Origin of the sequence: Sphingomonas aliaeris, assembly GCF_016743815.1 — a bacterium.
Taxonomy (GTDB): Bacteria; Pseudomonadota; Alphaproteobacteria; order Sphingomonadales; family Sphingomonadaceae; genus Sphingomonas; species Sphingomonas aliaeris.
Window position 1 is genome coordinate 921,646 of the sequence record NZ_CP061035.1, and the last position, 22,196, is coordinate 943,841.

Below are 22,196 nucleotides of genomic sequence, written 5' to 3' on the forward strand. Positions count from 1 at the left end.
CTGCTCAGCGGCCCGCGACGATCGCCTCCGCCCACAGGTGGCGAGCAGCCGTGATCGCCTCGGCGCGGGCGGCTTCAAGGTCGGGCAACTCGCTCCCGTCCGGGTCGATGATGAGCCCGGCTGGAGTGCGATGGTGGAAATAGTAGCGGGGAACGACCGGCCTCCCGTTACGCGAAGAAGGGGCCGATCAGGCGACCATATTCTATTTCGGGCCGGCCATAGGAGCCGTCCGCAAACTCCTCCAAAGCAGCTCGATCCCTGACCGTTACCACTCCGCGCGTGCCGCGAATGAGCCTGTTGCCCTCCAGCACATGCAAAGAGGTCGTAAGGCTCGGCCGGCGCACCGCAAGCATCACCGCCATATAGTCGTGGGTCAGCGCAAGCTCGTCACCATCGGTGCGATCGTGGGCCATCAACAGCCAGCGCGCGAGCCGAACTTCGACTGGATGGGTTACATTGGTGAGCGCGGTATAGGCGGTCTGGATCGCAAGGGACTGGGCGTAGCGGAGCACGAGTGTGTGGAGCGTTCGGCTCTGCTCGATTGCCTGCCGGAAGGCACCGGCTCGGATTCTGAGACCTTCGCCGCCAACCTGCATGACTATCTTCAGTGGCGTGCGCTCGGCTCCCATCGATAGCGCGGTTCCCGACATACCGTCGCGACCTAAAAGACCAGCCTCAACTTTGTCCCCGTGCGGCGTGAACGCCATGATCGAGCCAAGGCCGGTGTTAGGGAACCAGACGTGGCCAGTGGCCTGGTCGCACTCCTCAAGTACGAGGTCCTTTTCCATGACAACACTTTCAAGCTGCGGTTGCAGCAGGCCGTAGTCGTCCGCGCTCATTGTCGAGAGGATCCAGTTTCGCGAGAAGGATTGGCTTGGCGATGACCTGCTCCCCAGAATTCATGCCATTGGTAAGTTAGCTCGTCAGATGGAGACGAGTGATGCGGCGAGGCCGATTTACCGAGGATCAGATCATTGGCGTGCTGCGCGAGCATGAGGCCGGCGTGAAGACCGCCGACTTGTGCCGGAAGCATGGAATCAGTGACGCGACGTTCTACAACTGGAAGGCGAAGTACGGCGGGATGACCGTGTCGGAGGCGGCGCGGTTGCGGGCGCTCGAGGACGAGAACCGCCGGCTGAAGAAGCTGCTGGCGGAGTCGATGCTCGACGTGTCGGCGCTGAAGGATCTGCTGGGAAAAAATTGACCCGGTCTGGAGATCGCTACGCTGCGGTGGAGAAGCTGATGGCCGACCACAGCTTCTCCGAGCGTCGCGCCTGCAGGCTGATCGGGGTCAACCGGTCGGCGTGGCAATATGAGCCGCTTCGCGGGAAGGACGATGCTGTCCGCGCGCGGATGCGCGAGATCGCGAACGAACGTCGTCGCTTCGGCTATCGACGGCTGGCGATCCTGCTCAAGCGGGAGGGCAAGGGCATGAACCTGAAGAAGGTGTATCGGCTGTATCGCGAGGAGCGACTGACCGTACGCAAGCGTGGCGGTCGCAAGCGCGCGCTGGGCACGCGGGCGCCGATGGCGATCCCGCAAGAATCCAACCAGCGCTGGTCGCTCGACTTCGTATCGGACTCGTTGGCCTGCGGCCGGCGGTTCCGCATGCTCAACGTCATCGACGACTACAGCCGGGAATGCTTGGGATGCATCGTCGACACCTCGCTGTCGGGTCGGCGGGTCGTTCGCGAGCTGAGCGCCATCGCCGAGCGTCGCGGGCTGCCGTGCATGGTGGTCAGCGACAACGGCACCGAGCTGACTAGTCATGCCGTCCTCGCCTGGTGTCAAGACACCGGGGTCGAGTGGCACTACATCGCCCCGGGGAAGCCGCAGCAGAATGGCTTTGTGGAATCGTTCAATGGTCGCTTGCGCGACGAGTGTCTGAACGAACACCTGTTCCCCTCGCTGGCTGCGGCGAGACGGATCATCGAGGCATGGCGGACGGACTACAACACCGTGCGTCCGCACAGCAGTCTTGGCGGGATGGCACCCGCCGAGTTTACGAACCGCCCCCGCCAGGGGCATATGGAAACCGAAGCTAAGTTATCAGCGGCCTGAAAACGGGGAGCAGGTCAGCGAAGACAAGGTGCGCCCCTTGGATTTGGGGCAAGAGCGCGTCGCGTCTCTCAGCCGCCTGCGCCCTAGGCGTATGCAAGCGATAGACCTAATATAGATCAACTAACGGAAATTGCGAGCTTTTCGGGATCGAGCAGTTTGTAACCTAGATGACCCTTCCCGTCGAAGGGCTCGCCAAACGTCTTAACCGGAATATGTATCACTCCTGAACCTAAATCAGGAGGGCTCGATGTTGGAAGACGATAGCAGCTATTTCACGCGACGCGCCGAAGCGGAGCTAGATCAGGCGCAGCGTGCCACCGACCCCAAGGTAGTCAAAGCTCATTTCATGCTTGCCGAATCCTATCTGGAAAGGCTCCAGCCTGACGCCCGCGCTGGCGTTGGACAACGGACGTGACCACCGCTTCTGCTGGGAACCTGCCGGGGCTGAAGGCCACCAGGCCGTGGCTTTCCGCCAATCTCGATGCGGCCGATCGCAACGCCTTGGCCCGCGCGTGCGGTGACATTCGGACGGTCAGCGCCGGAACCGATCTCCTGCGCCAGGACGCGCCTACAAACGCGCTGCATATCCTGCTCGACGGCTGGGCTGCCCGCTACAAGATCATGGAAGACGGCAGCCGCTTCATTCCGGCGCTGGCGGTGCCAGGCGATATATGCGATCTCGACGCGCTGCGGTTCGGTCAGCTCGACTACGGCGTGACGATGCTCTCGGCCGGGACTGTCGCGGTGCTACCGCGCCAGCGCGCCGACGCGCTGTTCGCCACCAATCCTGCCATCGCGGATGCCTTCTGGTCGCTCGCGCTCGCAGAAAACTCAATTCTAACGGAATGGGCAGCCTCGATGGGCCGCCGCTCCGCGTCGCAACGTGTCGCGCATCTACTATGCGAGCTGCTGGTGCGGCTGGTGATCGTAGGGAAGGCTGGCGGTCATAGCTATGACCTGCCGCTCACTCAGGAGCAAATCGCCGACGCGCTCGGCTTGACCTCCGTGCATGTCAATCGAACGCTGCACTCGCTGCGTTCAATGAATCTCGTCACGGTTCAGCATCGCCGGGCGACGATCCACGACTGGGCGGCGCTGAGCGCTCTTTGCGGATTTCGACTGTCTTATCTTCATCTCGAAACCGTCGATGATGAGTTCGCGCCCGAACTACCGCCAAGCGGAGCGCGGAGCAGGCATCGGGTCACCCAAGCCTCAGGACCAACGCTTCGCCCTTCCTCTACGTCCGCGCTCAGCGCGCTCTGATCTTGGAAGGCGGTGATGTCGATGCTCGACCATTAAAGCTATCGTGGGTTTGGTGGTTGCTAACCGACAGCCTACCTTATGGCTTCGGCGAGCCGAGTAGGGCTGCCAGTCTGCAAAGGTGTAGCCCTGACGAACGCCACTCCGCCTTCACCCGCCCCAAAGACCTTGCCGCCCTTCCTAAACCTATCCCGTTCCCCGAACAACATCGAGCGAGCCTCACCGGGGCGTTATTGTGACCGGCGAAAACGGCGAGGACGGACACAAAGCGTTCTACATCCACATCGAAGCCAGGCCGGGTAAGGAAGATGATGTCGTGCAGATGCTGCGTGACATATACGGGTGCGTACTGGACGAGTCAGCGACAGGCCCCTGGTTCGGCGTGCGCTACTCCCCTACGACGTTCGGTATCTTCGAGGCGTTCCCCAACATCGCGGGCCGGGACGCGCATGTGGTCGGTGGAGGCGGCGATATCTTCCGCGACAACTCCCGCGTGAATGAGATTCTCACGTCTCCCGCCCACGTCTACCGGGTAGATGTGCTTCGCAATAAGGCAGCGGTCGGGACTTAGGTGTCGCAGGCAATCGCGGCAAGCTAGGCTGGCGAAATGCCGCCGCGACGCTGCTACTGCACGCCGGCGCCGGACAAGCCCCGCTCGCGCGCCCAGATAACAGCGGCGCTGCGCCTGTTGACGCCGATCTTGGAGTAGATTCTCGCCACATGGTTCCGGATGGTGTTGTTCGACACGGAAAGCCGATCGGCAATCGCCTTGTCCTCCAGACCCTCGCAGATCAGCTCCAGAACCTCTCGTTCGCGTTGCGTCAATTCGGCGACTTGTGGCGGCGGCGCTTTACCGGAGCGTGGATCGCGCAGGTTCGCGAGCTTCTCCATGACCGACCGGCTAAACCAGTTAGTGTCCTTCATCACCGCTTCGATCGCTTCGATCAGCTCCAGCTCAGTATGCCGCCGAGCAGTGATGTCTTGATAGAGCCAGAGGATAGATTTCTCGTCGCGCAGGCTGATCCGTTCGGCGGAGAGCAAGCATTCGATCGCATCGCCTTCCTTGTGCAACAACCGAACGTCGCAGTTACGAACGCCGCCGTGATGCGCGATCTCCTCCTCGACATGCAGGCGCTGCTCGGCGTCATTCCAGAGCTCCAGTTCGTCCGGAGCGCGGCCGATGCTTGATGCGATGGGGTAGCCAGTCATACGCGCGAACGCCTCATTAGCTTCGATGATGCGGTGCCCGTCGAGCGAGGTCAGGACCATCGCGACGGGAGCCATGTTGAAGACCGTAGCGAAATGCTTCTCGCCGGCGCGGAGCGCGGTCTCCGCCTTTCGCCTCGGCTCGAGGTCCGCAAACGTGAACAGCATGCACGGCTCATCAGCGAGTTCGATCGGTTGTCCCGCCACGATCACCAGCTTGCCGTGCCCTTTGGGCAGCGGAAGCTCGGCCTCCATCTGCGGTATGGTCCGCCCGGCGGCAAGCCGCTCCTGGGCAAGCTCGCGCCGCTCTGCATTGTAGAAGATGTCGAACTCGTAGAGGTTCTTTCCAATGACGAGGTCACGGGCGAGCCCGGCAAGCTCGAGGAAGCCCTGGTTGACCTTGACGAAGCGCTGATCGGCTAGCCTCGCGATCATTGCCGGTGCGGGATTGGCTTGGAACATGGCCTCAAAGCGCGCTTCCGCCTCGAAGCGCGCGCTTACGTCCTGAATGACCAGAGCAATGCAGTCGGGTTCGCCGTCAGGATCGCTCAGCGCGACGGATCGCACCTGATGAACCCAGCGGGGCTCGTCCGTCCCGATCGCGGCCACCTCGACGAGGAGGTTATCGAACAGCTCGCCGGCCAGCGCGCGCATGATCGGGTAGTGCCGCGTCTGCAGCCTGCGGTGCCGCTCGTCGCGCAGATGGAAGCGGCGACAGAACTCATCGCTCGTTAGGCCAAGCTCCTCCATCGAGGTCACGCCGTGCATCGCGAGCGCCGCCCTGTTCGCCCAGACGATGGTGCCTGCGGGATCCGTCAGGATAATCCCTCCGCTCAACCCCTCGATCAGCTGCTCGAGGTGGTGCAGCGTGTTACCCGAGATCACATGAGGAAGCGCCGCGATCGCAGCACCTGGTGCGTTCTGGGGCGGGGGCACTTCTGTCCCATCCACTGTCTGCGCCACCATCCCTTCTCCTTCGCGTTGTACAGCCAAGCACAGTCCGGATTCCGAAGAACCTACACTGCACATGGTTCCCCAAAGCACCAGCTTTCAGAGCTGGCGATGCACCCCCCGTTTTGATGCAAATGCACTATGGCCGTTGAAACCAGCGGTATTCCCCAACGGACCCTTCGACCCAAGACGACGTTGAGCACGGCGAGACACTTATCCGGGAAGTGCGATGTCGCCTGCCTATTCACATAAAATGATTGCCAAGGGTAATGACTTCGCAAGAGTCTGGGTGTCGCGATGAGCGATAACATAGATCAGACGCGGACTATCCCGGTCATTGAAGAACAGCCCGTTATTGGGCGGCGTGAAGTTGAAACCGACCACGTCCGGGTGCGCACCGTCGTCGAGGAAAAGCACACCGATGTCGTCGCGCGCCTTTCCCGCGAAGAGCTGCTGGTTGAGCGCCGCAAGGTTGAGCGGGAGGTAGCCACTCCTCCTGCACCCGTCGAGGAAGGGGACACGCTTGTCGTCTCCGTCGTCGAAGAGCGGCTCGTTGTGGAGAAGCGGCTATTCGTAATCGAAGAACTCGTGATCCGGCGCGTCGCTCACACAGAAGACGTGCACATTCCCACCACGCTCAAGACGATGCGCGCCATTGTCGAGCAGGACAGCGTTCAGCCGTAATAACAGGAGAGACTTTGATGGCAGGACCAAACGACCACAAGGATGGAGCGCCGAGGCACATCCACATCGAGAAGGGCAAGAAGTTCAACTGGCTGCCTTGGCTGCTGCTTGGCCTTGGCCTGCTCGCTTTGTTGTTCGCGCTGAGCCGCTGCAACCGCGAAGAGCCGGTTGCGGTCGCGCCAGCTCCCGCGCCGACCGCTGCTCCCACCGAAGTCGTCGCTGCCACGCCGAATGCGGCTCGGTCGAATGCGCTCGTCGGCACGTCTGGTCTTGGCGCCTATCTCGGCGGCACCGAGGCGCTGCCGCGGACCTTCACGTTCGAGAAGCTGAACTTCGACACCGCCAAGAGCGACATCCGTGCCGCCGACGCCGCCGAGATCGACCAGGTCGCCACGACGCTGAAGCAGTACGGCACCGCTAAGATCCGGATCGCAGGCTACGCTGACTCGCGGGGCTCTGATCCGGTTAACATGGCGCTCGGCAAGGCCCGGGCTAACAGCGTCAAAAATGCGCTGGTTGCTAAAGGCATCGATGCCGGTCGCATCGAAACTGTCTCCGGCGGCGAGTCCGATCCGGTGGACACCAATGCGTCCGCAGGTGGCCGCTTCGAAAACCGGCGCACCGAGCTCGTCGTCACGGCGCGCTGAACCAACCACAAACTGAAGGAGTGAAGACCATGTCCAGCACCATTACTGCTCTGTTTGACACGCGGGCGGACGCCGAGCGCGCCAAGGAGCGCCTCAAGAGCGCCCGCGTCGACGCCGATCACGTCCATCTGCACGACAAGTCGAGCACCGGCTACAAGGATAGCGGCTACTCGACGCACCAAGACCGGGGTTTCTGGGACTCGATCAAGAACGCGTTCGTCCCCGACGAGGACCGCCACACCTACGAGGAAGGCGTCCGCCGCGGCGGCGTGCTGCTCACCGCCGACGTCGATGACGACTGCGTCGACGAGGCCGTGAAGGTGCTCGAGGAAGCCAACACAGTCGATATCGACGACCGTTCCAACCAGTGGAAGGCCAAGGGCTGGGATTATGCCGGTGGGACCGGCGCCGGTGCCGGGCTGGGTGCGCTGAGCGAGACGGATCGCACCGACCGCGATGTGGGTAATCGCGAGGAGGTGATCCCGGTCGTCGAGGAACAGCTCGTCGTCGGCAAGCGCGACGTCAGCCGTGGCGGCGTCCGCGTCCGCTCCTATGTAACGGAGACGCCCGTCCATGAGCAGATCCGGCTGCGCAACGAGCAGATCAACGTCGAGCGCCGCACCGTCGACCAGCCGCTGTCGGCAGCCGATGCCGACGCGTTCCGCGAGCGGACGATCGACATGACGGCGACGGGCGAAGAGGCCGTCGTCGGCAAGACCGCCCGCGTGGTCGAAGAGGTCGTCGTCTCGAAGACGGCCGAGACCCACGTCGAGGACGTCGAGGACACGGTCCGCAAGACCGATGTCGAGATCGATCGAGATACCGATGTCGAGACGAGCACGGGCTCGACCTTCGGTTCCACCGACAAGCGTATCTAAGTCGGTGGTGGCCTGCGCGGGTTTGCCCGCGCAGGCCTACGGTCTTTTTGAATGAACGGGGAGCTGGCGATGCAGCCGAACTATGTAACCGCGGACGGCATGATCGCCAGTACGCGCAACCTCGGCGATACCGCCATGCTCTATGCTCAGGAATGGGGTCCGCGTATCCTCGCGGCCGCCGTCATCCTGCTTATCGGCTATCTGGTGGCTAAGGCCGCCAAGTGGGGCGTCGCTGCGCTCGTCAACAAGACGCCGCTGGCCCGTCATGCCCATCGCCACTCTGGCGTACCCGAGGCAGCCGGGCGTCACCCCAAAAGCGTCGGCGCTCAGGTCGGTGACGCCGCTTTCTGGATCGTCATCCTGATCGCCCTCGTCCTTGCAGCGCAGCCGCTCGGGCTCGCTGCCGCCACCAGCCCGATCGGGCGCATGCTCAACGGGTTCGGCGCCGCCATCCCGAACATCATCGGCGCGGTGCTCATCTTCTTCGTCGGCTATATCGTCGCCAGCGTCGCCAAGAAGGCGATCGAAGCGGTACTGACCGCCGCACGCACCGAGCAGATCGCCGAACGCGCCGGTATGCCGAAGGCCGATCCGACCACCCTGCCCCGCATGTTCGGCGGGATCGTCTTCGCGCTCATCATCATCCCGGTCGCGATCGCAGCGCTCGATCAACTGAACATCCGCGCGATCTCCGATCCGGCGACGGCGATGCTCCGGATCATTCTCGACAGCATCCCGCACGTCATCGCCGCTGCCATCATCCTGGCGCTGGCCTATGTGATCGGGCGGTTCGCCTCGCAGCTTCTCGCGCAGTTCCTCAGCAGCACCGGGTTCGACCGGACAATCGCGGCGCTCGGCATCTTCCCGTCGGCAAGCGCAGGCACAACTACTGCCGCCGGCGTGCCGCCGACTTCTGCCGGTGCGTCGGCCACGCCCGCGCTGGTGCCGTCCAAGCTGCTCGGCAATGCCGTGTTCGTCGCCATCATCATCTTCGGTCTGATGGAGGCGTTCCGTCAGCTGAACTTCGCCTACGGCTCGCAGATGATGGCCGAGATCCTTACTCTGCTCGGGTCGGTGATCTTCGGTGCTGTCATCATCGCTGCTGCCGTCGCGATCTCCAAGCTCGTCGCGACTGTGGTGCGGGCGAGCGGCGGAGCAAATGCGGAGTTGACCGCCAAAATTGTCCAGATCGCCATCATCGTACTCGGGACCGCGATCGGCCTGCGCTTCATGGGGTTGGCCGATGACATCATCAACCTGGCGTTCGGTCTGATCCTAGGCGCCATCGCCGTCGCCTTCGCCCTGGCCTTCGGGCTGGGCGGCCGGGATGCGGCTGCCAGGATGGTGCAGAAGCTCGCCGGGTCCAGCGGTGGAGAGTCCATCCCTCCGGCAATGAGCACCACGCTGCGCCCCGGCACCGGCACGCCGCCCAACCAGGGTCCGCAGTCATGAGGCATCGGCTGCACCTCGCGGCGGCCGGGTTCGCGCTGGCTCTTGTCGCCGGCTGCGATGGTCCGCGCGAGAATGCCGGTGAAAAGGCGGATGCCGCCGCCAATGCAAGCGGGGGAGCGCTCGGCGATGGTCCGCAAGAGCGTATCGGCGAGGCTCAGGATCGCACTGCGCGCGATCAAAGCCGCGCGATCGAGGCGCAGGCGGATGCTACGGAGGATCGCGCCGACGAGGTCCGCGCAGCGGCCGATCAGCGCGCCGACGCGCTGGAACAGCAAGCCGCCGCTATTCGCAAGGACGCGAAGCAGACCGGAAAGGCGCTCGACCGGCAGGCCGATGCGATCCGCGGCAAGTGATCGCGGTACGCAGCATGGTCCTATCCCGGGCAGCACTGGTCGGGAGCGCGCTGACGCCACTTGCCGGCTGCGCGACGCCCTCGACCCAGATCGCGACCGCGCTCACCCGCTATGGCCTCGACGCGCAGCGTGCCGGATGCGTAGGCTTGGACCTGTCGTCCCATCTGTCGGTTGGCCAGCTCCAGCAGCTCGGCCGTGCCGCCAAGGCGTATCGCGCCAACGACAATGATCCGGCGCATCTGAGTGCCAGCGATCTGATGCGGGTGGCTACCGAATTGAAGGATCCGACCATCCCACTGGCCGTTGCCGGCGCCAGTGTTCGGTGCGGCGTTGTCGCGGGCAGTTTGAAGCTGGCGCCTCCTCAGACCTGTCCAGACCAACAAACTCGAAGGAGAGTATGATGAACGATCCGATGCCACCGAGCCAACCTTCCGCCAGCCCGCCTTTCGGGGGGCAGCTTGGAACTCAGCCGCCAGCCGGCGCGCCTGCGGCCGGTGGTTCCACGTCCTCCGCCGCCAGCGGCGCCGCCGAGCAGGCGAAGGAGGTTGCCGGCCAAGCTGCGGACAAGGCCTCCTCGCTGGTCGGCCAGGTCAAGGACAAGGCGGTGAGCGCGGTGGAAGGGCAGAAGGCCGGCTTGGCCGACCAGCTTGATAGTCTCGCCGAGAGCGTCCATCGCTCTGGTGAGCAACTCCACGGGAAACAGGACTGGATCGCCGGCGCGGTCGAGCGCGGCGCTACCGAGCTCTCGACGCTGGCTAGTTCGCTGCGCGAGAATGACGTCCAGGCGCTGTTCGGCCAGGTGCAGAGCTTCGCCCGCCGACAGCCGGCGGTGTTCATTGGGGCGATGTTCGCGGCGGGCTTCGGTCTGGCGCGCTTCGGCAAGATCGTCGCCGCCGATGTGTCTCGCGACGACCTCCCCACTTTGCCGGAGATGGGCCATGAGCAACGCTGACCCTCGCGCGCCTCACACGCTCGGCGAAATTGCCGGCGGTCTCGCCGGGGACGTCCAGGACCTCGTCAAAGGGGAGCTGGCACTCGCCCGCGCCGAGTTCGACGAGAAGCTGCACGGGCTGCTGGGTGGGGGCATCTCGCTCGTGGGCGGCGCTCTCGTAGCGTTCGCTGGCCTGGTCGTACTGCTCGAGGGCGGTGCGGCCATCCTCGCGATGTGGATCCCCGATTGGGCGGCGCTGCTGATCGTCGGTGCCGTGATCATCCTAGTCGGCGGGCTCATCGCCCGCGGCGGCCTTGCCAAGCTGTCGCTGAAGAACATCACCCCGGATCGGACGACGGCGAGCCTCAGCAAGGACGCCCGCATTCTCAAGGAGCATTTGTAATGTCGGAAACGACGGAGACCGACCAGATCGAGCGCGATCTGGCGAGAACACGAGCGCGCATGGATAATCGGCTCGACGAGCTGCAGGACCGGCTGTCGCCGGGCCAGCTGGTCAATGACGCGTTCGCCTACTTCAAAGGTGGCGACGGAGCGGATTTCACCCAGGAGGTCGTGTCGAAGCTGAAGGCCAATCCGCTGCCGGCGCTTCTCACCGGCGTCGGGCTTGCCTGGCTCATGGCGTCGAGCGGCCGCCAATCAGCGGCCTCGAGCAGGAGCTCTTACCAACCGGACCTAACCAGCCGATTGCGGGACGCGGAGGCTCAGACGGTGCGGTTGCCCGATGAGCATGTCGACGTGCACGCTGCCCGACTTGATGACGCCCGTGGCCACGTGCTCGGGATCACCCGGAACAGCTCCGATACCGACACCAGCTACAGCGAGAGGATCAAGGACGCGGTCGCGTCGGCGACGCAGCGCGTTCGCGAGACTGCGCACGACCTCTCGACCGGCACCTCGCACGTTGCGGGCAGCATCGGCGAGCGCGCCCGGCATCACGCATACGCCACTCAGGAAGGGATGACATCCATAGCACGATCGACGCGCGACACGCTGGTTTCGGCGACCAGCAACCCCTTCGCGCTTGGCGCGGTCGCCGCCCTGGTTGGGATCGTTGCCGGCTCGCTGATCCCGACGACCGAGGAAGAAGAGCGTGCGCTCGGCGCGACCGCGGAAAAGCTGCGTTCGGCTGGCCGCGAGCTCGCACAGGATGTCGTCGATCGCGGTACGCGGGTTGCTTCGGAGTCGCTCGGTGCCGTGAAGGACAGTGCCGAAGCCCACGGCCTCACTGGCGATAAGCCCGTCGGCGAGATGGTGGCGGACCTGAAAAGCGGCGCTTTGGCCGGTGCCGTCAAGCAGGTTGCGGGCGAAGCGGTCAGCGCCGGGAAGGACAGCGTCCAGACCCACTTCGCAAGTAGCGGCAACGAAGCAGGTGGTGGTCACCAAAGGAGCAATGACGAGCAGACGTTGCGTTGAATCACAGGCGCGGCCGGCGGCACGCGCCGGCCGACGCGATCAGCATAGCGAGCCGTTCACGCTAAATCGGAGTAAGTGGCGGGGAGTACAGAATGTAGCTTCTCAGATGATGGATGGGAATCACCGTAGGATCAAATTAAGGGGGCGGTAGCTCGTCGTCGCTGATGCGAGGCCACCAACTGATCTGGTTATCGACGACGCCCTGCCGATCAGCGATCTTCATGAACGACTTTTGAGAAAGCTTTGCAATCTGCTGAGCCAAAAAGGCGTAGCCGGGGTCCGAGATATGGTCGGCAGCGAGTTGCATCGCACCGACTTCTTGGGAGAGCGCATGAAGGTCGATATCCAATGCGCAGCTCGCATCATGGACATCGAAGACTCTTTTTTGTCGCTATTCACCCTACGCGCTCCGGACCGAGCGGGCGTCGAGCTTGAAGCGCAAGTCACTGGCTACGAACACCTCACGGGATAGCCGAAGCGGGTATGACGCTATCACGGTCGCGCTGCCAGCAGCCGGTTGAGGACCTTCGCCACGCGGTCGACCGAATAGGGTTTCTGAAGCAGCTCAAAGCCATGCGAGCCCTCCTCGGCTATGACCTGGCTATAGCCGCTCGCGAGGACGACCGGGAGAGCGGGATGGTCGCGGCGCAGCCGCTGCGCCAACTCGACTCCATTCATGCCGGGCATCACCACGTCCGAAAACACCACGTCGAATTTTTCGGGGTGCTGGTTGATCAGGTCGAGCGCCGCCTGCGCATTGGCGGCCCACGTCGTTCCAAACCCGAGATCGTGCAGCATCTGGGTCGCGAACTCGCCGACCTGCACATTGTCCTCGACAACCAGAATGCAGCCATGGCCCCTCAGGCTCACGCCTTCCTCGGCGGTTATTGGTTTGTCGGCCAACATCTCGTCATGCGCACGAGGCAGATACAGCGTGAACCGGGCCCCTTGGCCCGGATCGCTCGCGGTCACGATATCACCGCCTGTCTGCTTGGCGAAGCCGATCACCTGGCTGAGGCCGAGGCCGGTGCCCTTGCCGACATCCTTGGTCGTGAAAAAGGGTTCGTAGATGCGGTCGATCAGATCATCGCTGATACCCGTGCCGGTGTCGCTGACCTCGATCGCAACGAACGTGCCTAGCGTCGCTTCATGGCCTCGCCGCGCCGGGATCTGATCGACATTGCGCGCGACAAAGCGGAGCACCCCGCCTTCAGGCATGGCGTCGCGCGCATTGACCGTCAGGTTGAGCATGGCGGTGTCGAACTGCGCGGGATCGGCAAGGACCGGCCAAACGTCGGGTGCGACGTCACGCTCGATGGTGATCTGCGAACCGACAGTCGAGCGCAGCATATCGTCGATCGACGCTAGACGTGCTTTCGGTTCGAACACCTGCGGCTTGAGCGGCTGCCGGCGCGCGAACGCGAGCAATTGGCCGGTGAGAGATGCTGCGCGATCGACCGTTTCGGAGATCGCCTTGATGTAGCGCTTGCGCTTTTCCTCAGTCACATCGTCGCGCTGCAACAGATCAGTGCTGCCGCGAATGATGGTCAGCAGATTGTTGAAATCATGCGCCACCCCGCCGGTAAGTTGACCGACCGCCTCCATCTTCTGCGCCTGGCGCAAGGTTTCTTCGGTGTGGTGGCGCTCGGCAATTTCCCGTCGAAGCTGGTCGTTTGCGGCTTGAAGGGCTGCAGTCCGCTCGTCGACCGCATGTTCGAGCTTGAGTGCGAGTTGGCTCAACGCTTCCTCGGTACGCTTGCGGTCGGTGACCTCAAGCGTCACGCCGGTCATCGTCATTGATGTCCCATCGATTGCGCATTGCACGGTTCCGCGTAAATGAATCCAGTGTTCGCTGCCATCGGGCCAGCGGATCGGATAGTCAGCATCATAGGTGTCGCCACTTTCCAACGCGTGCTCGATCCCGGCGCTGACCTCGTCGCGATGGTCCGAATGAACAGCATCCAGGAGTGCGTGGAAGGAAAACGCATCGTCGGCACCACGCCCGAAATTGGCCTTGCACGCATCGTCGCAGCTCAGGAGCAAGGTTGCCGCGTCGAGTTGCCAGGTGCCGAGCCTTCCCGCGTCCAACGCGGTCGCCAGTTGCCGCTGGCTGTCGCGCAGGCGCTGTTCGGCTTCGTGCTGGGGGGTGCGATCCCGCAGGATCTTGATATAGCCGATATGTTGGTCGCTATCCTCGGCCTCGAAGCGCATCATCAAACCGGACGCCCAAATACGGCCGCCATCTTTGCGCTGGTGCCAGCGCTCGTCTTCCGCACGGCCATCACGTGCTGCGCCAATCATCTCGGCATCGCACACCCCGTTCACCTTGTCGTCGTCGGTGAAGAAGATGCAGGCGTTCTTGCCGATGATTTCAGCCTCGCTCCATCCGAGCAGATGCTCGGCGCCTGGGTTCCAGCTGGTGATATTGCCGTCCAGATCGATCGAGATGATGGCAAAGTCGGTCGCACTGTCGAGAACCAGGCGCGCGATTCTGTCGCTATGCGGCCGGGGATGCGGCGCAGTCGGTTCGGTATAATTCATATGGATATGCCTACGGGAAACGCGGAAATCTGGTAACAATTGTCAGGTGCTCAACGCGCTCGACCGGTTTTGGCTCACCTTTAAAGTTGATTTGCGACTTGTGGCGGCCCCCGCCGCCTCGCATTACGCGACGATGCACATGAGCCTTCGATATCGGTCTCTTCTACCCCTCATTATCGGGTTCGCGTTGCTTGCGCTGACCGGCCTCGGCAGCTTGTGGCTCGCGGATCGGCAGGAGCGCTCGTTCGAGGCCGTCCGCCACACGCTGGAGGTGCAAAAGCGCCTCGGCATGATCCTTTCTCGCTTTCAGGATGCCGAGACGGGGCAGCGCGGGTATTTGCTTACCGGCCAGATCGCTTATCTCGAACCCTATGAGGCTGCGCTGGCCGGGCTGGGCAAAGAGTTCATTGCGCTCGACGCCGCGATCGCCGACAACCCCGAACAACTGGCGCGAGCCAAAACCCTGAACGCGGTTTCCAACCAGCGACAGGATATCTTGCGCGCCACGATCGAACGCTACCGGCTCGGTGATGCGCGCGGTGCGATTGCGATCGTGCGCGAGGGCAGCGGGAAGCGCATGATGGACCGGCTTCGATCTGTCGTGGCGGCGATGGACCGCAAGGAGCAAAGGCTCCTTGCCGCGCGGGGTGCAGCAGCCGACCGTCAAGCGCGCCTCGTAAAGCTCGCGCTTCTGGCGAGCGGCATCGCCATCGTGCTGCTTGCGCTTCTGGCAATCCGTGATGCCCGCAAGCGCCTGCATGAAGCCATCGTGGCACGCGATGAACTCGGTATCGCCAACGAACGGCTGAAGAGCGAAGTCGCGGAGCGCACCTCGGCTGAGGGACAGGTCCGCCAGATGCAGAAGATGGAAAGCATCGGCCAGCTCACCGGCGGCATCGCGCACGACTTCAACAACATGCTCGCGATCGTGATCGGCTCGCTCGACATGGCGCAGCGCCGGTTCGACGAAGCACCCGCCAAGGCCAAGGCCTATATCGACAACGCCATAGATGGCGCTCGGCGTGCCGCCCAACTGACCGCGCGGCTGCTAGCCTTCTCGCGTCAGCAACCCCTCGAACCGCGTGCGATCGACACCAACAAGTTGGTCGGCGGAATGTCGGAACTGCTGCGACGCACCATCGGCGAGCATATCGCGATCGAAACGGTGCTGGCGGGGGGACTATGGCCTGCCTTTATCGACGCAGGACAGCTCGAAAACGCCGTTCTGAACCTGTGCGTCAATGCCCGCGACGCCATGCCCGATGGCGGCAAGCTGACGCTGGAAACCAACAACACGCATCTCGATGAACGCTATGCCGCCGAGCATGACGAGGTCACCGCAGGTCAATACGTGGTGCTCTGCATCACCGACACCGGCACGGGCATGCCACCCCACGTCATCGAACGCGCGTTCGATCCCTTCTACACGACCAAGGGTGTCGGCAAGGGCACCGGGCTCGGGCTCAGCCAGGTGTTCGGGTTCGTCAAGCAGTCGGGTGGTCACATCAAGATCTACTCGGAGCCCGATCAGGGAACGACGGTAAAGCTCTACATGCCCCGCCACTTCGGCGCGGCAAGCACGCTGTCCGATGCAAGGGCTGGCACCGTTGAAATTCCCCGCGCGAGGGACGGCGAGATCGTGCTGGTGGTCGAGGACGAGGAGCGCGTGCGGCATATGTCGGTCGACGCCCTGCGAAGCCTCGGTTACACTGTGGTCCAGGCATCGGATGGTATGCAGGCGCTCGCCGTGCTCGCGATCCAGCCACGTGTCGATCTGCTGTTTTCGGATATCGTCATGCCGGGCATGAACGGACGGGAGTTGGCGGACACCGCCCGCGAGCAGCGATCCACTCTCAAGGTGCTCTTCACGACCGGCTACACCCGCAATGCAGTCGTCCATAACGGCGTGCTCGATCCAGGCGTTGCGTTCATCTCGAAACCGTTCGGGATCGATCAGCTCGCAGTGAAGGTTCGTCAGGTTCTAGATGGCGAGGGCGATAACCGTCGCGACTGAGGAGTCGCTCAAGCAAGTTCCGAAACGAGTATTCCACGGTTGCCGCAACTGGTTGCGATTACGCCGCCAGCACCAACCTGTTTCGGCCATTCACTTGGCATCGTACAAGGCCCGGTTAGCGACCCCAAGTAGCTGATCCGCAGTCGTCCCGGGTATAACAGCTGCGATCCCGACGCTCACCGTAACACGCATGGTTCGTCCGTCATCTGCCGTGCAGGGGGCCTCTGCGAAGCTCGCGCGAACACGTTCGCACACCAGTTCCGCCTGCTCCAGCGATGCACCGTCTAGGATAGCCACAAATTCTTCGCCGCCATACCGAGCCACCACATCGGAGGTTCGGAGCGTCGACCGGAGAAGGTCCGAAAACGTGCGGAGGACGACGTCGGCCGAGATGTGGCCGAAGCGATCGTTGATCGATTTGAAATGGTCGAGGTCGAACATTGCGATGCAATGGTTCATCTTTTCTACCTCGCTGACAAATTCTAGAGCCATGCCCCTGTCCGAATGACGATCGATCAACGGACGGTCATCAGCTGGTCGCACGTCCCACGGAAAACCATCAAAATCCGAGTCTCACAAAGATGGTACCATATGTTTTGCGTTGATGGGGCCTTATACGTTACACCGCGTCTATGACGTACACGCTGATTGGCTATGCCCGCTGCTCGACTGACAAGCAGGACCTTGCTGCCCAACAGGACGCGCTGCTAAAGCTCGGCGTCGCTGCCGATCGCATCTATACCGACAAGGGGTTCACGGGCACGAACCGTGATCGGCCGGGCCTCGACCAGGCGCTTGCCGCTGTGCGCAGCGGGGACACGCTAGTGGTGCCCAAGCTCGACCGGCTTGCCCGATCGGTACCTGACGCTCGCGCGATTGGGGACAGCCTGGCGGTCCGCGGCGTGAAGCTGCAGCTCGGAGCTATCGTCCACGACCCGGCCGATCCGATGGGTAAGCTATTCTTTAACATCCTTGCCACATTCGCCGAGTTCGAAGCGGATCTGATCCGCATGCGAACACGCGAGGGCATGGCCGTGGCGCGCGCTAAAGGAAAACTGCGCGGAAAGAAACCCAAGCTGTCTGATCGTCAGCAGAAAGAGCTTCGGCGCATGTACGACACCAACGATTATTCGATCACCGATCTTGCCGAAGTGTTCTCGATTTCTCGCCCGACCGTATACCGGACACTGGGACGCCAGCCTGCCACTTTGACAAAACCAGCCTGATTGAAGACTCTGAACAATCGAGACCGGCCAATTTCATGCTAGCCTTAGACGGAAGGGACATACCGGACGTCGTTTTTTGCGCCAACCGGTACAGGAAGGCGCGCTGTACGAAGCGCTTTATTAGATGGTCTAGAACAGGTCGGTCAGTGCCATACTGGTAAAGCCTTCTATCTTGCCCGATCTGCAATCTCGCGGCGACATTTGTGTGAAACTGTCCATTCACTCAAGGCCAATAGCATGTGGAAACGATCGGTCGGGCAGATGAACACGCTGATCACGCTGGTGGACACAAATCAGAACTTTTTCTTGCCGCGATGTTCGAACACCTTCGAACGGCAATACATGAACGTGTCCATCTGAGCTCGTGTTGACGCTGTCGCGGGCAGCGCGGGCGCTTCTAAGATGATCGTTACCATTGCAGCGCCGGCGTTATTCCTTGGCCAACAGACAAGCCTCCACACATCCGATGAATCCTTGCTCGCCGGCTGAACTCGCTGGATGACGGCCGAACTTGATTTCCTATAATGCAATTTCCTCCAATACCGTGTCCTTCCTGTTGCCGAAGGCCGCCATACACGATCTAAGGGGGCCCTCAAACGGGGAGGCGTCTCTAGTCCATGGAAACCCTCACCCTCGACGGCGGCGAGAGCAACGAGCATCCCGAACCTACGTCAGCGTCCTTCCTCGCGGGGGGCGGGGCAATGGGCCAAATTATTCGTGCGTATGACTGGACCTCGACCCCGCTTGGAAATCCCACGGGCTGGCCGCAGGGCCTGCGCACTGTGGTGCAGATCCTTCTGAACACCGGTCACCCGATGTACATCTGGTGGGGACCGGGCCTCACCTGCATCTACAACGATGCATACAGCCGCTCGATCGGGCCTGAAATGCACCCCGCCTCGCTCGGGAAGCCTGCCCAAAGCGTTTGGGCTGAGATCTGGGGAACGATAGGGCCGCAGATCGAACAGGTGATGTCCGGAGGAGGGCCGACGTGGCACGAGAACCAGCTCGTACCGATCACCCGCAATGGTCGTCGCGAGGATGTGTACTGGACCTACAGCTACAGCCCGATCGGCGATGACTTCGCACTCCACGGCGTCGGCGGGGTACTCGTGGTCTGCACCGAGACCACGCCGACCATTATATCCGAGAAACGTTCGCGCGCGGAACTGGAGCGTCAGAAACGACTGTTCGAGGAGGCTCCGGGTTTCATCGCAATCCTTCGGGGTGAAGGGCACGTCTTCGAGTTCGCCAACCGGGCCTACGAGCGGCTGAGCGGGGGTCGTGCGGTTTTGGGGTTGCCTGTGCGCGAGGCCTTCCCGGAGATCGAAGGGCAGGGCTTCTTCGAGCACCTCGACCGGGTGTACCAAAGCGGAGAGCCTTTCACCGCGGCCCATGTGCCCATCCGTCTGGAAGAGTCCGATGGGTTTCGCCTGCGCTACATCGACTACATCTACGCGCCGGTGACCGACGACAAGGGTGCCGTCACGGGCATCTTCGTGGAGGGTCACGACGTGACCGATGCCTATCTCGCCGAGAGGGCACTACGGCAGAGCGAAGAGCGCTTTCGAAGCTTCGCCGAGACCTCGACCGACACGCTGTGGATCGTGAACGCCGAAACGGGGCAGTTGGAATATCTCAGCCCGGCTTACGAGAACACCTGGGGTGAGCCCCGTGACGCTGCCATGTCCGACATCGGGCACTGGGCCGAGCGCCTGCACCCCGGTGACCGCGAAGCGGCGCTGTCGGCGCTGTCGAAGCTGCGCGCAGGTGAGCGCCACAGCATAGAGTACCGGATTGTCCGCCCGGATGGCGAGGTGCGCTACATCCATGACAGCGGCTTCCCAATCTACGAAGCGGGACGGATCCGCCGCATGGCGGGGGTAGCGCAAGACCTAACCGGCTTCCGCCTCGCCGAACGGCGCCTCGCAGACAACGAACGCTGGACGCGCACCTTGTTGGAGGGATTCCCCAGATGGTGTGGCGAGCGCAGGCCGATGGCGCCTGGACCTGGGCCAGCCCGCAATGGACCGAGTACAGCGGCCAGTTGCAAGCCGCCAGCCTCGCGGCTGGCTGGCTCGCATGCGTTCACCCGGACGACCGCGAGCGGGTGCGGGCCGTGTGGGCGGGGGCAAGCGAGGATGGCTCGTTCGGAGCCCACTACCGAATCTACAATGCAGCGAGCGGCGGATACCGGTGGACGCAGACGCGGGCGACTCCGGTCCGCGACGATCGGGGCGAGATAGTCGAGTGGCTTGGTGCATCCACCGACGTGCACGAGATCCGCCAGCTGCAGGAGCGTCAGCAGGTTCTCGTCGCCGAACTTCAGCACCGTGTTCGGAACATGCTCACGGTCGTTCGATCCGTATTCTCGCGAACCGCCGAGGCGAGCGAGAACCAGCGGCAGCTCGTCGACCACTTCACGGGGCGGCTCGACTCGCTCGCGCGAACTCAAGTGATCGTCACCAGGAGTCCATCCGGCAAGGTCGATCTCAATTCCCTCATACGGGAGGAACTGCTGAGCGTCGCGGCAGGCGAGGGACCATGCGTATCCCTCGATGGCCCGGAAGTGATGCTGGATCCGAATGCCGCGGAGGCAATCGGGATGGCCATTCACGAACTGACGACCAATGCTCTGAAGTACGGCGCACTTAGGGCCAACGGCGCAGGGCTTCGCATCGACTGGCGGGTCCATGCAGAACAAGGGCAGACGGCGAAGCTGGAATTGACTTGGCTCGAGACCGGCGTTCCGGCGGTACCCATTGCGCCGGTCCGCGAAGGATTCGGTCGGGAGCTGATCGAGGAGGCCCTTCCATACCGCCTCGGTGCGGAGACGTGCCTGGAGTTCCGGCCCGGAGGGGTGAAGTGCACCATCTCCATGCCCCTCGACGACGATGACGAGCGCGCGAGCGCCCTGCTGGAGCGATAGATGATACCGGGTCACAACCTCGCAGGTCGCCGCATCCTCGTCGTCGAGGATGAATACTACATAGCTTCCGACATCCGTCGGGCACTGACGAAGTGTGGTGCGGCGATCGTCGGCCCCTTCGGCAATCTGGACGAAGGCCTGGCCTACGCTGCGCGCGATCCGCTCGATGCGGCTCTGCTGGATGTGAACCTCGGCAGTGCATCCTCCTATCCGATCGCTGAGGAACTGTCTCGACGCGGCGTGCCCTATCTATTCCTCACTGGCTATGACCAGTGGTCGCTACCTCTTGAATTTCGGTCGTCGCCCAGAATTGGCAAGCCGTTCACATTCTCGGTACTGCTCGATGCGCTCGAACGTCTCCTTCTTGAGACTGCCGAATAGCAGGTTTCGCAGTCGCGCATTACCCAGCATTATGCGGCGCAGTCGTCGGACATGCCTCGGATATTACAAGTATCATTAACGGGTTTCCTTTACGTCGTCTCTTCGAACTGCTTAACGAGACGCTGTTCTTCACGATCGGTCAGGCCCGCGCGATCCTCGCCTGCTAGGCTCACGATCACAATACCGAGCGACCGCACTTATTGCTCGGCTATGCGACACCGGCAGCGTTCGCCGCCGAACTCGAACGGCAATGGACGGGGTTGCACCGACCGTTGCATCACCCGCGCTCATGCGCGACATCACCGGTCAGTCGCTGGTGCCGCTGGATGAAAGGCGGGGATCACGTCAAATGGGCTTTAGGACGATGAACTGAGATTAACAGCGGTGTGGGCACTTGATCGTTAGGTGCGCCGCTCGCCATTCGGTATTGCCGTTGTTGTCGCGAATTCCGGCGGTCAACGCATTTTGAAATCCCAGACCTCCATTGCCTTACAGCCGCGGCACTCGACGCGGACCTGCGTCCCCCACGCGGTGCAATTCCGATGATGACTTGGGAGCGCCGACTATGCTCATGTGAGCGAACGGGGAAGACTCGGCCAAGAGTAACGAAATGCCGCTTTCCGGTTCGCTAGTCCTTTAGTGGGGTGGCGCCCACAGAAACGACATAACGACCGATCTCCTCCTTACCCTGAGTGACCTTTACCTCCGCCCCAAAAAACGGATTGCCGTGTGACACCTGCTCTGCCGCGATCGTAATTGCGCTTGAGATCGCTTGCGACCAAGCCTGAATATTGTCGGATGCTTCCTGCTCGGCTGTGGAGCTGAAGTGTTCGTTGACGATTGTGATAGTGTAATTTGTCATGTTTTCTTTTGTAACGGGCGCCGAACGCCGTGCCACGACATAGATCAGGTTCGCTCTGGCATCACCATCGCCAGCCGGAATCTACAGTCTTGCGTCCGGCCGAAACTAAGATAATTTCGGCAGATGACCCGTCTCGAAGAAGTCGAAAGGAAACAGGTTGAGCTTGACGCGCTATACGCAGCGCTCGTCGAACGCGCTGGCGATCCTGCGATCGACCCGATGCTACTACTACTGCGCGTCGCCGATCAACACATAGCGGAAGCAAGGCGCATAGCTCTTGCGGCGGATCCTGAGCCGCAGCAACTCGCCTGGCTTTCAAGCGGAAAGCGGTTTGATTAACCGTGCGCTTTCTCTGGCGGAGCACATCGCGTGTGTCCACGCTTGAC

General features: G+C 62.5%; 24 protein-coding genes and 3 pseudogenes. 20 read left to right on the forward strand and 7 right to left on the reverse strand.

Annotated elements, in window-relative coordinates; genetic code table 11:
* Positions 1–4: 4 nt before the first annotated feature.
* Together H5J25_RS21520 and H5J25_RS04085 are read right to left on the reverse strand one after the other, a co-directional pair.
* A pseudogene (locus H5J25_RS21520) lies at positions 5–136 on the reverse strand (DUF6894 family protein); the annotation flags it as partial.
* 31 nt (positions 137–167) lie between these two features.
* Positions 168–839 carry a Crp/Fnr family transcriptional regulator gene (locus H5J25_RS04085; RefSeq protein WP_202094853.1) on the reverse strand — a complete coding sequence of 224 codons (672 nt, stop codon included), beginning with the start codon at positions 837–839 and terminating at the stop codon, positions 168–170.
* A 101-nt stretch (positions 840–940) separates the two neighbouring features.
* On the opposite strand from H5J25_RS04085, the gene H5J25_RS04090 reads away from it, so the two are divergent.
* The 4 genes from H5J25_RS04090 (at position 941) to H5J25_RS04105 (ending at position 3,892) form a co-directional block, all read left to right on the forward strand.
* A protein-coding gene (locus tag H5J25_RS04090) for an IS3 family transposase (RefSeq protein WP_202094116.1) occupies positions 941–2,061 on the forward strand; the annotation gives its coding sequence in 2 pieces (ribosomal slippage) (positions 941–1,190 and positions 1,190–2,061; 1,122 coding nt in all).
* A gap of 247 nt (positions 2,062–2,308) precedes the next feature.
* Positions 2,309–2,476, forward strand: a complete 168-nt coding sequence (locus H5J25_RS04095; RefSeq protein ID WP_202094854.1) for a hypothetical protein — start codon at positions 2,309–2,311, stop codon at positions 2,474–2,476.
* Entirely contained in the window at positions 2,473–3,324 is an 852-nt protein-coding gene (locus H5J25_RS04100; protein ID WP_202094855.1) for a Crp/Fnr family transcriptional regulator, read from the forward strand. Before H5J25_RS04095 ends, H5J25_RS04100 begins: the two co-directional genes overlap by 4 nt.
* Positions 3,325–3,556: 232 nt before the next feature.
* On the forward strand, positions 3,557–3,892 hold the full coding sequence (locus H5J25_RS04105; RefSeq protein ID WP_202094856.1) for a putative quinol monooxygenase: 336 nt from the start codon (positions 3,557–3,559) through the stop codon (positions 3,890–3,892).
* A gap of 53 nt (positions 3,893–3,945) precedes the next feature.
* On the opposite strand, the gene H5J25_RS04110 is transcribed toward H5J25_RS04105, so the two are convergent.
* A complete protein-coding gene (locus H5J25_RS04110) occupies positions 3,946–5,493 on the reverse strand; it encodes a helix-turn-helix transcriptional regulator (RefSeq protein ID WP_202094857.1) in 1,548 nt (515 codons plus the stop codon).
* Positions 5,494–5,775: 282 nt separating this feature from the next.
* Between H5J25_RS04110 and H5J25_RS04115 the strand changes: the two genes are divergently transcribed.
* The 9 genes from H5J25_RS04115 to H5J25_RS04155 all read left to right on the forward strand — a co-directional run bounded on the left by H5J25_RS04115 (position 5,776) and on the right by H5J25_RS04155 (position 11,857).
* Complete coding sequence (locus tag H5J25_RS04115) at positions 5,776–6,162, forward strand: YsnF/AvaK domain-containing protein (protein ID WP_202094858.1); 387 nt, start codon at positions 5,776–5,778, stop codon at positions 6,160–6,162.
* Between the two features lie 17 nt (positions 6,163–6,179).
* Complete coding sequence (locus H5J25_RS04120; protein WP_225883332.1) at positions 6,180–6,809, forward strand: OmpA family protein; 630 nt, start codon at positions 6,180–6,182, stop codon at positions 6,807–6,809.
* A 29-nt stretch (positions 6,810–6,838) separates the two neighbouring features.
* A complete protein-coding gene (locus tag H5J25_RS04125) occupies positions 6,839–7,687 on the forward strand; it encodes a YsnF/AvaK domain-containing protein (RefSeq protein WP_202095979.1) in 849 nt (282 codons plus the stop codon).
* Positions 7,688–7,756: 69 nt separating this feature from the next.
* Positions 7,757–9,139: a mechanosensitive ion channel gene (locus H5J25_RS04130; RefSeq protein ID WP_202094859.1), complete on the forward strand. Its 1,383-nt coding sequence runs from the start codon at positions 7,757–7,759 to the stop codon at positions 9,137–9,139.
* Positions 9,136–9,492, forward strand: a complete 357-nt coding sequence (locus tag H5J25_RS04135) for a hypothetical protein (protein ID WP_202094861.1) — start codon at positions 9,136–9,138, stop codon at positions 9,490–9,492. Before H5J25_RS04130 ends, H5J25_RS04135 begins: the two co-directional genes overlap by 4 nt.
* Positions 9,493–9,506: 14 nt before the next feature.
* A complete protein-coding gene (locus tag H5J25_RS04140) occupies positions 9,507–9,893 on the forward strand; it encodes a hypothetical protein (protein ID WP_202094862.1) in 387 nt (128 codons plus the stop codon).
* A complete protein-coding gene (locus H5J25_RS04145) occupies positions 9,893–10,444 on the forward strand; it encodes a hypothetical protein (protein WP_225883333.1) in 552 nt (183 codons plus the stop codon). Before H5J25_RS04140 ends, H5J25_RS04145 begins: the two co-directional genes overlap by 1 nt.
* Positions 10,431–10,826 carry a phage holin family protein gene (locus H5J25_RS04150; RefSeq protein WP_202094865.1) on the forward strand — a complete coding sequence of 132 codons (396 nt, stop codon included), beginning with the start codon at positions 10,431–10,433 and terminating at the stop codon, positions 10,824–10,826. Before H5J25_RS04145 ends, H5J25_RS04150 begins: the two co-directional genes overlap by 14 nt.
* Entirely contained in the window at positions 10,826–11,857 is a 1,032-nt protein-coding gene (locus tag H5J25_RS04155; protein WP_202094867.1) for a DUF3618 domain-containing protein, read from the forward strand. Before H5J25_RS04150 ends, H5J25_RS04155 begins: the two co-directional genes overlap by 1 nt.
* Before the next feature lie 136 nt (positions 11,858–11,993).
* Here the strand turns inward: H5J25_RS04155 and H5J25_RS04160 are convergent, their stop codons facing one another.
* Together H5J25_RS04160 and H5J25_RS04165 are read right to left on the reverse strand one after the other, a co-directional pair.
* Positions 11,994–12,206 carry a hypothetical protein gene (locus H5J25_RS04160; RefSeq protein WP_202094869.1) on the reverse strand — a complete coding sequence of 71 codons (213 nt, stop codon included), beginning with the start codon at positions 12,204–12,206 and terminating at the stop codon, positions 11,994–11,996.
* Between the two features lie 143 nt (positions 12,207–12,349).
* Entirely contained in the window at positions 12,350–14,398 is a 2,049-nt protein-coding gene (locus H5J25_RS04165) for a PAS domain S-box protein (protein ID WP_202094872.1), read from the reverse strand.
* Positions 14,399–14,537: 139 nt separating this feature from the next.
* Between H5J25_RS04165 and H5J25_RS04170 the strand changes: the two genes are divergently transcribed.
* On the forward strand, positions 14,538–16,412 hold the full coding sequence (locus tag H5J25_RS04170) for a CHASE3 domain-containing protein (protein WP_225883334.1): 1,875 nt from the start codon (positions 14,538–14,540) through the stop codon (positions 16,410–16,412).
* Between the two features lie 90 nt (positions 16,413–16,502).
* Here the strand turns inward: H5J25_RS04170 and H5J25_RS04175 are convergent, their stop codons facing one another.
* Positions 16,503–16,904 carry a GGDEF domain-containing protein gene (locus H5J25_RS04175; protein ID WP_225883335.1) on the reverse strand — a complete coding sequence of 134 codons (402 nt, stop codon included), beginning with the start codon at positions 16,902–16,904 and terminating at the stop codon, positions 16,503–16,505.
* A 140-nt stretch (positions 16,905–17,044) separates the two neighbouring features.
* Here H5J25_RS04175 and H5J25_RS04180 point away from each other — a divergent pair, with 140 nt between their 5' ends.
* The 5 genes and pseudogenes from H5J25_RS04180 to H5J25_RS04195 all read left to right on the forward strand — a co-directional run bounded on the left by H5J25_RS04180 (position 17,045) and on the right by H5J25_RS04195 (position 20,948).
* Positions 17,045–17,638, forward strand: a complete 594-nt coding sequence (locus tag H5J25_RS04180; protein ID WP_202094877.1) for a recombinase family protein — start codon at positions 17,045–17,047, stop codon at positions 17,636–17,638.
* 971 nt (positions 17,639–18,609) lie between these two features.
* Positions 18,610–19,554 (forward strand): annotated as a pseudogene (locus tag H5J25_RS21525) (PAS domain-containing protein); the annotation flags it as partial.
* 59 nt (positions 19,555–19,613) lie between these two features.
* Positions 19,614–19,880, forward strand: a pseudogene (locus tag H5J25_RS21530) (PAS domain-containing protein); the annotation flags it as partial.
* A gap of 30 nt (positions 19,881–19,910) precedes the next feature.
* Positions 19,911–20,567, forward strand: coding sequence for a sensor histidine kinase (locus H5J25_RS20520; RefSeq protein WP_263973957.1), 657 nt, complete (start codon positions 19,911–19,913; stop codon positions 20,565–20,567).
* Positions 20,568–20,948: a response regulator gene (locus H5J25_RS04195; protein ID WP_202094879.1), complete on the forward strand. Its 381-nt coding sequence runs from the start codon at positions 20,568–20,570 to the stop codon at positions 20,946–20,948. It begins immediately after the preceding gene.
* 628 nt (positions 20,949–21,576) lie between these two features.
* Here H5J25_RS04195 and H5J25_RS04200 read toward each other — a convergent pair.
* Positions 21,577–21,846 carry a hypothetical protein gene (locus H5J25_RS04200; RefSeq protein ID WP_202094880.1) on the reverse strand — a complete coding sequence of 90 codons (270 nt, stop codon included), beginning with the start codon at positions 21,844–21,846 and terminating at the stop codon, positions 21,577–21,579.
* An 87-nt stretch (positions 21,847–21,933) separates the two neighbouring features.
* Between H5J25_RS04200 and H5J25_RS04205 the strand changes: the two genes are divergently transcribed.
* Positions 21,934–22,149 carry a hypothetical protein gene (locus tag H5J25_RS04205; protein WP_202094881.1) on the forward strand — a complete coding sequence of 72 codons (216 nt, stop codon included), beginning with the start codon at positions 21,934–21,936 and terminating at the stop codon, positions 22,147–22,149.
* Positions 22,150–22,196 lie beyond the last annotated feature (47 nt).

What these genes read in the sequence shown, in the direction of transcription:
- H5J25_RS04110 (WP_202094857.1), bottom strand. Translation starts at nt 5,493, where the DNA reads ATGGTGGCGCAGACAGTGGATGGGACAGAAGTGCCCCCGCCCCAGAAC.
- H5J25_RS04140 (WP_202094862.1), top strand. Translation starts at nt 9,507, where the DNA reads ATGGTCCTATCCCGGGCAGCACTGGTCGGGAGCGCGCTGACGCCACTT.
- H5J25_RS04085 (WP_202094853.1), bottom strand. Translation starts at nt 839, where the DNA reads ATGAGCGCGGACGACTACGGCCTGCTGCAACCGCAGCTTGAAAGTGTT.
- H5J25_RS04165 (WP_202094872.1), bottom strand. Translation starts at nt 14,398, where the DNA reads ATGAATTATACCGAACCGACTGCGCCGCATCCCCGGCCGCATAGCGAC.
- H5J25_RS04145 (WP_225883333.1), top strand. Translation starts at nt 9,893, where the DNA reads ATGAACGATCCGATGCCACCGAGCCAACCTTCCGCCAGCCCGCCTTTC.
- H5J25_RS04120 (WP_225883332.1), top strand. Translation starts at nt 6,180, where the DNA reads ATGGCAGGACCAAACGACCACAAGGATGGAGCGCCGAGGCACATCCAC.
- H5J25_RS04125 (WP_202095979.1), top strand. Translation starts at nt 6,839, where the DNA reads ATGTCCAGCACCATTACTGCTCTGTTTGACACGCGGGCGGACGCCGAG.
- H5J25_RS04155 (WP_202094867.1), top strand. Translation starts at nt 10,826, where the DNA reads ATGTCGGAAACGACGGAGACCGACCAGATCGAGCGCGATCTGGCGAGA.
- H5J25_RS04175 (WP_225883335.1), bottom strand. Translation starts at nt 16,904, where the DNA reads ATGGCTCTAGAATTTGTCAGCGAGGTAGAAAAGATGAACCATTGCATC.
- H5J25_RS04195 (WP_202094879.1), top strand. Translation starts at nt 20,568, where the DNA reads ATGATACCGGGTCACAACCTCGCAGGTCGCCGCATCCTCGTCGTCGAG.
- H5J25_RS04170 (WP_225883334.1), top strand. Translation starts at nt 14,538, where the DNA reads ATGAGCCTTCGATATCGGTCTCTTCTACCCCTCATTATCGGGTTCGCG.
- H5J25_RS04205 (WP_202094881.1), top strand. Translation starts at nt 21,934, where the DNA reads ATGACCCGTCTCGAAGAAGTCGAAAGGAAACAGGTTGAGCTTGACGCG.
- H5J25_RS04115 (WP_202094858.1), top strand. Translation starts at nt 5,776, where the DNA reads ATGAGCGATAACATAGATCAGACGCGGACTATCCCGGTCATTGAAGAA.
- H5J25_RS04180 (WP_202094877.1), top strand. Translation starts at nt 17,045, where the DNA reads ATGACGTACACGCTGATTGGCTATGCCCGCTGCTCGACTGACAAGCAG.
- H5J25_RS04130 (WP_202094859.1), top strand. Translation starts at nt 7,757, where the DNA reads ATGCAGCCGAACTATGTAACCGCGGACGGCATGATCGCCAGTACGCGC.
- H5J25_RS04095 (WP_202094854.1), top strand. Translation starts at nt 2,309, where the DNA reads ATGTTGGAAGACGATAGCAGCTATTTCACGCGACGCGCCGAAGCGGAG.
- H5J25_RS04135 (WP_202094861.1), top strand. Translation starts at nt 9,136, where the DNA reads ATGAGGCATCGGCTGCACCTCGCGGCGGCCGGGTTCGCGCTGGCTCTT.
- H5J25_RS04150 (WP_202094865.1), top strand. Translation starts at nt 10,431, where the DNA reads ATGAGCAACGCTGACCCTCGCGCGCCTCACACGCTCGGCGAAATTGCC.